The organism is Ensifer sp. Root423, assembly GCF_001426275.1.
In the GTDB taxonomy this organism is placed as follows: domain Bacteria; phylum Pseudomonadota; class Alphaproteobacteria; order Rhizobiales; family Rhizobiaceae; genus Ensifer; species Ensifer adhaerens.
This window is the reverse complement of the sequence record NZ_LMEG01000044.1, coordinates 65,955-78,889: the sequence shown is the minus strand read 5'-3', so window position 1 is coordinate 78,889 and position 12,935 is coordinate 65,955. Positions and strand designations below refer to the sequence as shown.

The window sequence follows — 12,935 nt, the reverse complement described above, 5'->3', positions numbered from 1 at the left end:
ACTGGACGGCCCGCCTCTGGCGGGCCGTCGCATGAGGAGGAATGAATGCGCCGAACAAAGGCCGATGCAGAAGCAACAAGACAGAAGATCCTGAGCGCCGCCGAGCGCGTCTTCTACGAAAAGGGCGTCTCGAACACGACGCTCGAAGAAATAGCCAAGGCCGCCGGCGTGACCCGTGGCGCCATCTACTGGCACTTTGCCAACAAGACCGACCTGTTCCTCGCGCTGCACGACGCTGTGCCCTTGCCGCAGGAAGACATGGTCGCCCGCGAGATCGAAGCGGAAGCTGCCGATACACTCTCCATCCTCGAAGGTGCCATGGGCGACTGGCTGGATGTTCTGGCCGCCGACGAGCAGCGCCAGCGCATTCTGACGATCATGCTGCGCACCAATTACGACGGCGACCTGGGCGAGGTCCTCGCCCGCCAGAAGGAACTCGACGAGCACCACAATGTCGTGCTCGAACTCGCTTTTTCCCGCGCGCTCGCCAAGGGGCAGATGCACGAGACCTGGACCCCCGCCTCCGCGACGCGGACCCTGCATTGGATGATGCTCGGGCTCTGTACGGAATGGCTGCTGTTCGGCCGCACCTTCGATCTGACGGCCGAGGGACGCGAGGGCCTGAGCCGGCTCTTTGCCAGCTTCCGCGCGCCGGCCGTTACCGCGACCGCCGTCGTAGCCCGCCTGTAACAGCTGTAGCCGGCACCCCTGTGAGTACCGGCTACATGAAGCGCCTTCCAGAACCCTCTAGCTGAACACGACCGTCTTGTGACCGTTGAGCATGACGCGCCGCTCCAGGTGCAGCTTGACGGCGCGCGCCAGCACCCGGCTTTCGATGTCGCGGCCGGTGGCGACGAAATCTTCCGCCGTCAAGGCATGGCTGACGCGTTCGGTTTCCTGTTCGATGATCGGGCCTTCGTCGAGGTCCGGCGTGACGTAGTGCGCCGTCGCCCCGATCAGCTTCACGCCACGCTCATGCGCCTGATGATAGGGCTTGGCGCCCTTGAAGCTCGGCAGGAACGAATGGTGGATGTTGATCGCCTTGCCGTAGAGGCGCTTCGACAGATTGTCGGAAAACACCTGCATGTAGCGGGCAAGGATGACGAGATCGGCGCCGGTCTCCTGGACCAGTCGCAGAAGCCTTTCCTCCTGCTCGGCCTTGTTGTCCTTCGATACCGACCAACAGTGATAGGCGAGCCCTTCGGCTTCGGCCGTACGCCGGCTGTCTTCGTGGTTGGAGACGATGGCGACGACCTCCGCGTTCAACCAGCCGACACGGATCTGGTAAAGCAGGTGCAGGAGCGCATGGTCGAACTTGGAGACGAGGACCAGGATCTTCGGCTTGACCGCAGCATCCGTAAGCGTGGTCCGCATCTGGAAACGCTCGACCGCCGGGCGAAGCGCCCGCTCGACATCACCAGCCTGAACGCTCGCTGCAACCTGGAAGGCGATGCGCATGAAGAAGCTGTTGGTCTTGGTATCCCAGAACTGGTTGCTCTCGGCGATGTTTGCGCCAAGGGCGGCAAGCTCCGTGGTGACGGCGGCGACAATGCCGGGTTTGTCGTCGCAGGACAGGACAAGAATGAAGGTCTTCGGCGCCATGATCTCCTCCGATTGCAGCCGTTTCGGATGAGGCTCGAGCCCCTTCCCAAAGGCTGCCTATGAGGAGTTGAACGCGCCGGCAATCGTTCCGGCTGCGACGGCTGACGCTTTCTATCATCCTGATGGAAAGGCGCCCGGGAGCATGGAATGCCCCCGGGCGCTGCAAGATTCGTCGCATCCGGCTTTTGAGGTTTTCTGAGAGGTTTCCATCAAAAACCCGGTGTGCACCGACTAGATCAGTGCGCCTCGTCCCAGTTGGTCGCCGCGCGCGCATCGACCTTCAACGGCACCTTCATGTCGAGCGCCGGCATGGCGGCGTTCTCCATCACCGAGACGACGACCGGAATGGTGTTTTCGACCTCGGCGTCCTCGACCTCGAAGATCAGTTCGTCGTGCACCTGCAGCAGCATGCGGGCCGAAAGCTTCGCCTCGGCCAGCGCCGGCTCCATCTTCACCATGGCGCGGCGGATGATGTCGGCGGCCGAGCCCTGGATCGGCGCATTGATCGCGGCGCGCTCGTTGAAGGCACGGTGCGACGGGATCGACGAGCGGATGTCCGGATAGTGGGCGCGGCGACCGAAGATCGTCTCGACGTAGCCGTGCTCGCGGGCAAACACCTTGGTGCCCTCCATGTAGTCGCGGATGCCGGGGAAACGCTCGAAATAGCGCTTGATGTAGTCGCTGGCTTCGGAGCGCTCGATCGACAGCTGGTTGGCAAGGCCGAAGGCGGAGATGCCGTAGATGATACCGAAGTTAATCGCCTTGGCGCGCCGGCGGATTTCGCTCGGCATGCCCTCGACCGGAACGCCGAACATTTCCGATGCGGTCATCGCATGAATGTCGACGCCATCGGCAAAGGCCTGGCGAAGCTGCGGAATGTCCGCAACATGGGCAAGCACGCGCAGTTCGATCTGGCTGTAGTCGGCCGAGACGAGCTTGTGGCCGGGCGTTGCGATGAAGGCGGTGCGGATCTTGCGGCCTTCGGCGGTGCGCACCGGAATGTTCTGCAGGTTCGGATCGGACGACGACAGGCGGCCGGTGGTCGTGGCTGCGAGCGCGTAGGACGTATGCACGCGCTTCGTCTCCGGATGGACGAAGCCCGGAAGCGCATCGGTATAGGTGGACTTGAGCTTGGTCAGCTGTCGCCAGTCGACGATCTTGCGCGGCAGTTCGTGGCCTTCGGCTGCCAGGTCTTCCAGAACCTGTGCCGAGGTCGACCATTGCCCGGTCTTGGTCTTCGAGCCGCCGGCAAAGCCCATCTTGCCGAAGAGGATATCGCCGAGCTGCTTCGGCGAACCGATGGTGAAGGTTTCGCCAGCGAGCTTGTAGATCTCGTCCTCGAGCCCGGCTGCGCCCTGGGCGAGCTCGCCCGAAAGCCGCGAGAGGATCTGGCGGTCGACGGTGATGCCGCGGTCTTCCATGCGTGCCAGAACGGCAACCAGGGGCCGCTCCAGCCGCTCATAGACGCGCATCAGCCCCTTGGCGGCCAATCGGGCCTTCAGGATATGCCAGAGCCTGAGCGTGACGTCCGCATCCTCAGCCGCGTAGGCGGTTGCCCGGTCGATATCGACGAAGTCGAAGGTCACCGAGGATTTGCCGGTTCCGGTGATGTCCTTGTAGGCGATCGGCTTGTGGTTCAGCCAGCGCTCAGACAGCGAGTCCATGCCATGGGTGCCGTTGCCGGCATCGACGACGTAGGACATCAGCATCGTGTCGTCGAAGCTTTCGACGGTGATGCCGTGCCGCTTCATCACGAGGTAATCGTATTTCAGGTTCTGGGCGACCTTGAGGACCGAAGGGTCCTCAAGCAGGCGCTTCAGCCGGCTCAAGGCTTCTGCGACCGGGATCTGGTTTTCGGCGAGCCCGCCGCCGAGCAAGTCGCCGACGCCGGTCTTGTGGATCAGCGGCACATAGGCCGCCCGGATCGAGGCGCCGGTCGGGTCGGCCTTATGGTCGGCGATCGCCAGCGAGAAGCCGACGAGGTCGGCCTGCATTGCATCGAGCGAGGTCGTTTCCGTGTCGAAGCCGACGACACCGGCTTCGCGCGCGTCCGATATCCACCGGTCGAGAGTGGCGATGTCGCGGATCGTCACATAGGCGCTCTGATCCATCGGCGCCTTGGCGAAGATTTCAGCGCGTGCCGCAGCGAGCGCCTCGGGCGTCGCGTCCGCGCCATTCGCTTCGCCGGCACGCGACAGGACGGCGGCGGCTTGCGCGGCCTCGCCACGGGCGGCAGCCGCGGTGGAGGAGCCCTCGCTGACCTTTTCCGCCCCATCTCCCTTGTCGAGATCAGGGCCGCGCGCCTCGGCGCCCCATTCTACCGGCACCAAGGCTGCTTCAACGGCATCGGCGTCCGTACCGGTCGCGGCGGCGACGCGACGCGTCAGCGTTGTGAATTCCATCGCCTTCAGGAAGGCGATCAGCTTCGGACCGTTCTGCGGCTCGAGGCTCAGCTCTTCGAGCGGAACGTCGAGCGGCGTGTCGGTCTTGAGTTCGACGAGCTGGCGCGACAGACGAGCGAGATCGGCATTGGCGATGATGTTCTCGCGGCGCTTGGCCTGCTTGATCTCGCCGGCGCGGGCCAGCAGCGTTTCGAGATCGCCGTACTCCTCGAGCAGCTGTGCCGCCGTCTTCGGGCCAATGCCGGGAATGCCGGGGACGTTGTCGGTGGAGTCACCGGTCATCGCCTGCAGGTCGATCATCTTTTCCGGCGGCACGCCCCATTTCTCGATCACTTCCGGGATCGAGATCTGCTTGTCCTTCATACTGTCGTACATCGACACGTTCGAGGTCACGAGCTGCATCAGGTCCTTGTCGGACGAGACGATGGTGACGCCGGCGCCGGCGGCTTCTGCAAGCCGGGCGTAGGTGGCGATCAGGTCGTCGGCCTCATAGCCTTCCTTCTCGATGCAGGGCAGGTTGAAGGCGCGGGTCGCGTGACGGATCAGCCCGAACTGCGGGATCAGATCTTCCGGCGGCGCCGTGCGGTTCGCCTTGTACTGATCGTAGAGCGCGTTGCGGAAGGTCTTCGACGAATAGTCGAAGATGACCGCGAAATGGGTCGGCGTGACGCCGACCGACGTGTCGCGCGCATCAGTGAGCAGCTTCCACAACATGTTGCAGAAACCCGATACCGCGTTGACCGGAAGGCCATCGGATTTGCGGTTGAGCGGCGGGATGGCGTGGAACGCCCGGAAGATGAATCCGGAGCCGTCGACGAGGAAGAGATGATCACCGTTTTTCATGGGCAAATGGATAGCGCGGGGCAAGCCAAAGGTCCATTGCGGTTTTCCCGCCAGACACTACATTCTCCACCGGTCGCGGTGGCCGCGATCGCCACCGCGGATTGCGAAAACGGGGGCTGACTTCGCCTTGGGATCGAGCGCCAAAAGGCTTCGCAAGCGCCCGTTCGGCTTCACGCAAACGTTACATATTTGTAATGTCCGATTCAGCCCCGGTATCCTTGAAAAGCCACATTTGAATCCTCAAATCTTACTCAACGGCACCGAGTGATGCCGTCTTCTGGTGATTGGCCTGTCCCCCGCCCGCACCAGATGAGGACAAAGGCCTTATCCCCCTCTCCGGGCCTTTGTCCCGTTTTCAAAAGACCGTCACGGCGCCGCCTCCGCACCGTGACGGTTTTTTGTTTCTGCCGTCTGATCACCTCCGCTCAAATCCCGGTGAGACCCGACGGTCTCAAGGTCCATCGCCTGCATTGTAACTTGTCTTCATGGCGGTTCGGGCGTACCGATAGGCATGGCCTTCAATCGTATGGAATCTGCGACCTACCTGGCCAGCCTGCTGGCCAAGAGCTTTTCGCGCGCGCTTCACGAGCGCGGCCAGAAGCTTGGTTTCGCGCCCGGTCAGTTTCCCATCCTGCTCGAGCTTTGGGCCGAGGAAGGCCTGACGCAGAAACAACTGCTCGATCGCCTCGACATCGAACAGGCGACGATGGCAAACACGCTCTCGCGCATGGAGCGCGACGGGCTCATCCTCCGCCGCAAGCATCCGCAGGACAAGCGCTCGCAGCAGATCTACCTCACCGAAAAGGCAAAGGAGATGGAGGCGGCCGCCAAGGAGGCAGCGCTTGCCGCCGACCAGTCGCTGCTTGCCGGCCTCAGGAATTTCGAACGCGAACTGATGCTCGAATATATGCGCATGGCGCTCGCCAACGTGGCACGCAGCGACAGTCGCGCCTGACGCACCACCCCCTTATGATCATTCCATCAAAAAATTTGGCTTAAAGCGGGCGTTCGCCCGTTCTAAAGCAGGGGCAGACGCGTCGATCCGGGCGCCCCGGCGCTCACCTTGCCGACGCGCCAGGCTCTCCGTTCACCGTCACCTGAGACCTCTGCCCAAAATCGCTCAAATCGATTTCGCTTTGGCGGCACATGCAGTAGGTTCCGGCGAAACTTGAAGCAAGGATATGCATGATGGCTGACATCACCCCCGTTCTCGAACGCGCAGACGCCAACCTGCCAAGGAGCCTCGACCGGCTGTTCGACCTCGTTCGGATCAAGTCGATCTCGACCGACCCGGCCTTCAAGGCGGAATGCCGCAAGGCGGCCGAATGGCTGGTGGCCGAACTCAACAGCCTCGGCTTCACCGCATCGGTGCGCGACACCCCCGGCCATCCGATGGTCGTCGCCCACCATGACGGTGCCAAGCCCGATGCGCCGCATGTGCTGTTCTATGGCCACTATGACGTTCAGCCGGTCGATCCGCTGAACCTCTGGGACACGGATCCGTTCGAGCCCGGCATCAAGGAAATCGAACCCGGCCGCAAGGTGATCACCGGCCGTGGCACGGCTGACGACAAGGGCCAGCTCCTGACCTTCGTCGAGGCGGTGCGCGCCTACAAGGACGTGCATGGCGCCCTGCCCTGCCGCGTCACGATCCTGTTCGAAGGCGAAGAGGAATCCGGCTCGCCGTCGCTGAAGCCCTTCCTCGAAGCCAATGCCGCCGAACTCAAGGCCGACTATGCGCTGGTCTGCGACACCAGCATGTGGGACCGCGATACGCCGGCGATCTCCGCTGGCCTGCGCGGCCTCGTCGGCGAAGAAGTCATCGTCCGGGCTGCCGACCGCGACCTGCATTCCGGTTATTTCGGTGGTGCTGCCGCCAACCCGATCCGCATCCTCACCACCATTCTCGCCGGCCTTCATGACGAAAACAGCCGCGTGACGCTGCCAGGCTTCTACGACGGCGTCGAAGAGACCCCGGCCCAGATCAAGGCGGCCTGGGAAACGCTCGGCCAGACGGCAGAGAAGTTCCTCGGCGAAATCGGCCTTTCGATCCCGTCGGGTGAAAAGAACCGCTCGGTGCTGGAACTGACCTGGGCGCGGCCGACCGCGGAAGTCAACGGCATCACCGGCGGCTATACCGGCGAAGGCTTCAAGACGGTGATTGCGGCCGAGGCCTCAGCCAAGGTCTCCTTCCGCCTGGTCGGCAACCAGAACCCGGAAAAGATCCGCGAAGCCTTCCGCGCCTATGTGCGCTCCAAGGTTCCGGCCGACTGCTCGGTCGAGTTCCATGCCCATGGCGGTTCGCCAGCGATCCATCTTCCATACGAATCGCCGCTGCTCAACACGGCGAAGGTGGCCCTGTCCGACGAGTGGCCGAAGCCGGCCGTCATCATCGGCATGGGCGGCTCGATCCCGATCGTCGGCGACTTCCAGAAGATGCTCGGCATGGAATCGCTGCTCGTCGGCTTCGGTCTTTCCGACGACCGCATCCATTCGCCGAACGAGAAGTACGAGCTGCAGTCCTATCACAAGGGCATCCGCTCCTGGATCCGTATCCTCGACGCGCTCGCCGCCTGATGATCGGTGCGGGACGGGGCGCGATTTTCTGCGCGCATCCCGCCCGAGCCACTTGACCCCGGAAGCCGTGGCGGAGCTCTCCGCCACGGCTTCTTCGTTTTGGTTGCGTGGCTGGAGATGATGCAGCCCTCGCGCGCAAGCGCTCCATCGACGCGCATGCATCGCTGCCTGATCGATGGGATGTCCACGCTTTACCGTTTCCCCTTCACTGTTTCCCGGCGGTTTCTCCGTTGTCGGCGGGCCGTCAATCCTTGACCTCCGGGGTCTCAGGTGCTTCCTTTTTGTGAAACAAATCACAAAGGGAAATCGGATCGTTGGCAAGGGTAAGGACCGAAGCGTCGCGCTGCGGGCGTGACGTTATGACAAAGCGGCTCAGAAAACTGAACGTCTCCGCTCGGAGAAACCCTCCGGCCGCTGCAACGGAAGTGTCCTTGAAACAACCCCGCCACGCCCTCGCATCCATCGCGGCACCGGCATGAAGCGGCTGCAGACCTATTTCTGGCCCGTTGTCGGCCTTCTGGCGATCCTGTTTTCGGTGAACGCGCTCTATCATGAGTTGCGCGGCCTGTCGTTCGACGAGTTTCTCGCAAGCTTCAATGCTATTTCGCTGAGGAGTTGGCTTCTGGCGATCGGCTCGACGCTCCTCGCCTATGCAGCTCTGGCGGCCTACGACCGACTTGCGCTCGACCACCTCGGCCACCGCATTTCGCTCTGGTTCATCACGCTCTGCTCGTTCACGACCTACGCGCTGTCGCACAATCTCGGCGCCTCGGTGTTCTCCGGCGCGGTCGTGCGCTACCGCGCCTACCGCTCCAAGGGGCTTTCCCCGGGCGAAGTCGGCGTTCTCGTCGCCTTCTGCTCCTTCACCTTCACGCTCGGGACCTTGGTTCTATCGGCCGTCGTGCTTCTGGTACGGCCCGACATCATCGAGCGTTTTGCCGAGTTCCTGCCGGTCGAAATGTCGCTCACGACCGGCGTGCTCATCCTCATCGTCATCGGGCTCTATGTCATCGGCAGTCTCGTCGGGCTGCCGTCGTTCCGCACGCGCTGGTTCCAGCTGCACTACCCGAAGCCGAAGATCGTTTTCCGGCAGCTGGTGATCGCTCCGGTGGAGCTGATCGGCGCCGCCGGGATCATCTATTTCGCCCTGCCGGAAGCGGGAAATCCGGGCTATATCGTCATTCTCGGGATCTTCCTTGCGTCCTTTTCGGCAGCCCTTCTGTCGCATGCGCCCGGCGGGCTTGGCGTACTCGAGCTGATTTTCATCGCCGCCTTGCCGGAAATGGACCCGGCTGCCGTGCTTGCGGCGCTTGCGATCTTCCGGCTGCTTTACCTCGTCATCCCGTTCGTGCTTGCGCTGATCGTGATCCTGGTGTTCGAGCGGGCGCGTTTCGTGGCGGAGCGCCAACCGCCGAAGGGAAGCGACCTCCCCTAGGCGAAGAGACCGCGTCCATCACGGATATCAGGGCGCGTTGCAAACAGTGGGCAGCGCCTGTTCGAGCGGCCCCTTCACCTCGTGCAGGCGCGCCGCTTCGATCTGGTAGGGTGTAAACGGCGGCACCTGCAGCGACGGATTGATGATGCGGGCGACATAGCAGCCGGCGAAGAACCGCACCCGCCCCCGCTTCTCGATCGATTTCACCGCGACGGGAACGGCGGAATAGATGCTGCCCGCCCCGGCCTCCGTCTTCACCTTGCCGACCTTGATCTCGACAGACACCGTGCGCTCATAGCCGCGGGTGAAGGCCTTGAAGCCGCCGACGGGTTTCGATTCGCCGAAATAACCATAGGCGCGGGCATATTCCTTGCGGTTGACGGCGTTGTAGAGCGAGCGGACGAGCGCGGCCCCATCGGACCGGTCATCGACATAGGCGACGCTGTCCTGCGCCAGAGCTTCGCCATTCAAGGCTGCAAATGCGCCGAGGGCAAAGACGGTGGATCGAAGCTTCATGGCAGTCCTCCTTTGTCGTGCGGGCAGCCGAACACAACAATGAGGCGAAGCCATAGCAGGATTCGCGAGTGGATCGATAACGACATAGGCCAGCCACCGTTCGGCGCGGCAGCGGCGATCCGTTTGACCTCAGTAAATTTGGGAGGCGGTGGGCGGCGTCACGCCGATGAGCAGAAAGCCGCAGGCATAAGCGCAAAATGAAAAGAGCCCCGTGTGGGAGGAGGTACACGGGGCTCTCGAACTTGATCGGCAGCTGCGAGGAGGAGTGCCGCCGATCCGCATCGGGCGCCGCGGGAGGAGGTGCGGCGCTTCGATAAGTCGTACAATAATTATGCGCCGCAACAATTTTAAGACATGCACTGCACAAAATCGTGAAGGAAAGGCAGGGCCAAAAGCATCGTCCCTGACGTCGGATCGCGGATGGTGCATCCGGAGGACCACCGCGACCGATAACCTCATAGAAACCACAACTACTGATGGCAGGTTCCTTTTGTTCAGCTTTTTCGACATACATCTACGTGTAAGCCAAGAATAAATTTTCACTCAGTAATTGCAGGCGCTCAAATGAAATTGCTGCTCCAGATTCCGACCGCCCTCATCGTTGTCCTGATCCTTGCGACCTGGCTTGCCAGCCTCCGTCTCGTGGTGCTGCCGCCCGGCTCCCTCAAGCTCAAAGCGATGACGGCCCTCGTTTATCAGGGACATGGTTTCCGTCTGATCGACAGCCCGCTCGGCATGTGCGGCCGTCGGGCCTACCCGGCCGCCGACTGCGAGGAGGTGGCCATGAACCATCTGGGCAAGCGGGTGCTGCTGCGGATGCCTTTCAGCCAATGGCTCTACGATTTCACCGATCCCTATCCGGTGAGCCCCACGGCATCGGTCGAACAGACTCCGCTTCGAAACGCCATCCAGTGAGAACCGGCGAGCACGGGCTCGGACCTGGAGGCGCATGCGCGCCTCACCGTCAAGGTTTTGAACCATCAGGCTTTTTCACAACGACTTTCTTAACCACCCCTTAAATTGCCGCATTTAAAGTTCACCCGGTCGCCGTGGCGGATGGGCGTGGGACGTCGTTACCGCCGTCGAAATCGATTGGCCGCAAAGATAGCGCCAAGGGCCACCGCTGGGCGGTGAGGGATAGATCAAACGGCATGGCAGCAAGCGGCAGGTCAGGACAGCGGATCGAGCCCTCGTTCGGCGGAAACGAGGACGATGACGGCGACGATTTTCGCGTTGAGGCCAGCGACCGCGTGACCACGAGCCGCAAGGCGCCACGCGGCAAATCTTCCGGCCAGACCAACAGAAGCAACGGCAAGAAGAAGCCAGCCGGCAAGCGCGGCGGCGGCCGTCGCGGCTCCGGTGGCGGTGGCTTGGTCGGCCTTGTCCGCACACTGTTCTACTGGTGCATCGTGCTCGGCATCTGGGGCGCGATGGGCGTCGGCGGCCTGGTGCTCTACTACGGCGCGCGCATGCCGAGCGCCGAAAGCTGGTCGATCCCCGATCGCCCGCCGAACGTGAAGATCCTTGCCGTCAGCGGCGACATCATCGCCAACCGCGGCACCACGGGCGGCGAAGCGCTTTCGCTCGAAAACATGTCGCCCTATATCCCGCAGGCAGTCATCGCCATCGAGGACCGGCGCTTCTATTCCCATTTCGGCATCGACCCCTTAGGTCTGGCCCGCGCCATGCTGACGAACGTCACTACGGGCCGCATGGTCCAGGGCGGCTCGACACTGACGCAGCAGCTCGCCAAGAACCTGTTCCTGTCGCCGGAGCGCACGCTGGAGCGCAAGGTGCAGGAAGTCTTGCTCGCCTTCTGGCTCGAGCAGAAATATTCCAAGGACCAGATCCTGGCGATGTATCTCAACCGGGTGTTCTTCGGCTCCAACGCCTATGGCGTCGAAGCGGCCTCGCGGCGCTACTTCAACAAGTCGGCACGCGACGTGAACCTCGGCGAGGCCGCCCTGCTCGCGGGCTTGCTCAAGGCCCCTTCGCGGCTCTCGCCGGCGCGTGATCCGAAGGCGGCGGAAGAGCGCGCTCAGATCGTGCTGGGCGCGATGCGCGAGGAAGGCTTCGTCACCGACAGCGAGATCAAGACGGCGATGTCGCAGACGCCGACCAAGGCCAAGAGCTACTGGTCGGGCGCCGAGCATTATGTCGCCGACATGGTAATGGACCAGCTTCCGGGCATGATCGGCGAGATCAAGGAAGACCTGGTCATCGACACGACGATCGACCTCAATCTCGAGAAGAAGGCCGAGGAAGTGATTGCCGCGACGCTGGACGCCGACGGCAAGAAGCTCGACGCCTCGCAGGCCGCCCTCGTCTCGGTCGACGGCACCGGCGCCATCCGGGCGCTCGTCGGCGGCAAGGACTATGCCGAGAGCCAGTTCGACCGCGCCTCCAAGGCCAAGCGCCAGCCGGGCTCGGCCTTCAAGCCCTTCGTTTATGCCGCGGCCATGGAGATCGGCCGCACGCCGATGTCGATCCGCAATGACGGTCCGGTTCGGATCGGCAACTGGACGCCGGAGAATTACGACCAGAAATATCGCGGCGAGGTGACGCTTGCCGATGCGCTCGCCAACTCGCTGAACACGATCGCAGCCCAGCTGGTCATGGAGGTCGGTCCTTCCAACGTCGTCAAGGTCGCGCACCGCCTCGGTATCGATTCCGAGATGCAGGCAAACGCCTCGATCGCGCTCGGGACGTCGGAAGTGAGCCTCGTCGAACTGACGTCGGCCTATGCCCCCTTCATGAATGGCGGCTTCAAGGCGACGCCGCACGTGATCCGCCGCATTTCCAAGGCGGACGGAACGGTGCTCTACGAAAACACCTACGACAACCCGCCGCGTGTGCTCGATCCGGCGATCGTCAGCGAGATGAACCAGATGCTGCTGCGGGTGCTGACCAAGGGCACCGGCAAGAAGGCGCAACTGAAAGGCTGGGAAGCGGCCGGCAAGACCGGCACGACGCAGTCCTTCCGCGACGCGCTGTTCGTCGGCTACACCTCGAATCTCACGACCGGCGTCTGGTTCGGCAACGACGACGGCAAGTCGATGAAGAAGGTCACCGGCGGCGGCCTGCCGGCCAAGGCCTGGCACGATTTCATGATGGCGGCCCACGAAGGGCTTTCGCCCTCGCCGCTGTTCGGGACGACCGGCGTGCAGCCGGTCTTCGACGACGGCACCGCGCCGCCCCCCGGCGACCTGATGTCCGGGGACCCGGAAGCCTTCCCGGAAGCACCCGTCGGCGTCGATGGCGGAGTCGCGGTCGGGCAGCGTCCGGTCGACCAGGGCGGCGCCCCGTGGGGCGGCCAGACGGCGGACCAGGGCAACGGCGGCATGGTACCGCCGGCCGATGTCGGCCAGACGACCGGGGCCACGCGCCGCACCACGCTTTTCGATATTCTGACCGGCGGCTGAGCCGCCCGTGAACCTCGATTTGACAGGGGATCCGGCCTGTAGGCAGGCTGCGGCCGATGGCCCATTTCGGGCTAGACAAATCCCGGGCTTGCTTTTGCCCCCAAACGCCCCGCAGAATGCCTTGCAGTCCGAAACGCC

9 protein-coding genes are annotated in these 12,935 nt (G+C 63.2%); 6 read left to right on the top strand and 3 right to left on the bottom strand.

The features are described from left to right. The first annotated feature begins 45 nt into the window (after positions 1 to 45). Complete coding sequence (locus tag ASD01_RS27540; RefSeq protein WP_034804901.1) at positions 46 to 690, top strand: TetR family transcriptional regulator; 645 nt, start codon at positions 46 to 48, stop codon at positions 688 to 690. A 57-nt stretch (positions 691 to 747) separates the two neighbouring features. Here ASD01_RS27540 and purU read toward each other — a convergent pair whose 3' ends face one another. Both purU and polA read right to left on the bottom strand, forming a co-directional pair. After that, a complete protein-coding gene (purU, locus tag ASD01_RS27535; protein WP_051659688.1) occupies positions 748 to 1,602 on the bottom strand; it encodes a formyltetrahydrofolate deformylase in 855 nt (284 codons plus the stop codon). Positions 1,603 to 1,838: 236 nt separating this feature from the next. Further along, positions 1,839 to 4,847, bottom strand: coding sequence for a DNA polymerase I (gene polA, locus ASD01_RS27530; protein ID WP_034805279.1), 3,009 nt, complete (start codon positions 4,845 to 4,847; stop codon positions 1,839 to 1,841). A gap of 511 nt (positions 4,848 to 5,358) precedes the next feature. Here polA and ASD01_RS27525 point away from each other — a divergent pair. The 3 genes from ASD01_RS27525 to ASD01_RS27515 all read left to right on the top strand — a co-directional run bounded on the left by ASD01_RS27525 (position 5,359) and on the right by ASD01_RS27515 (position 8,859). Then, complete coding sequence (locus tag ASD01_RS27525; protein WP_034804907.1) at positions 5,359 to 5,802, top strand: MarR family winged helix-turn-helix transcriptional regulator; 444 nt, start codon at positions 5,359 to 5,361, stop codon at positions 5,800 to 5,802. Between the two features lie 230 nt (positions 5,803 to 6,032). Further along, positions 6,033 to 7,424 (top strand): M20/M25/M40 family metallo-hydrolase, encoded by a 1,392-nt coding sequence (locus tag ASD01_RS27520; RefSeq protein ID WP_089043078.1) that lies wholly within the window; start codon positions 6,033 to 6,035, stop codon positions 7,422 to 7,424. A 475-nt stretch (positions 7,425 to 7,899) separates the two neighbouring features. Beyond that, positions 7,900 to 8,859 (top strand): lysylphosphatidylglycerol synthase transmembrane domain-containing protein, encoded by a 960-nt coding sequence (locus ASD01_RS27515; protein ID WP_034804910.1) that lies wholly within the window; start codon positions 7,900 to 7,902, stop codon positions 8,857 to 8,859. Positions 8,860 to 8,886: 27 nt separating this feature from the next. Here ASD01_RS27515 and ASD01_RS27510 read toward each other — a convergent pair whose 3' ends face one another. Next, positions 8,887 to 9,375: a hypothetical protein gene (locus tag ASD01_RS27510; protein ID WP_034804913.1), complete on the bottom strand. Its 489-nt coding sequence runs from the start codon at positions 9,373 to 9,375 to the stop codon at positions 8,887 to 8,889. 564 nt (positions 9,376 to 9,939) lie between these two features. Between ASD01_RS27510 and ASD01_RS27505 the strand changes: the two genes are divergently transcribed. Beyond that, a complete protein-coding gene (locus tag ASD01_RS27505; RefSeq protein WP_034804916.1) occupies positions 9,940 to 10,290 on the top strand; it encodes a hypothetical protein in 351 nt (116 codons plus the stop codon). A 236-nt stretch (positions 10,291 to 10,526) separates the two neighbouring features. Further along, positions 10,527 to 12,797, top strand: a complete 2,271-nt coding sequence (locus ASD01_RS27500) for a transglycosylase domain-containing protein (RefSeq protein ID WP_034804919.1) — start codon at positions 10,527 to 10,529, stop codon at positions 12,795 to 12,797. Positions 12,798 to 12,935: the final 138 nt, after the last annotated feature.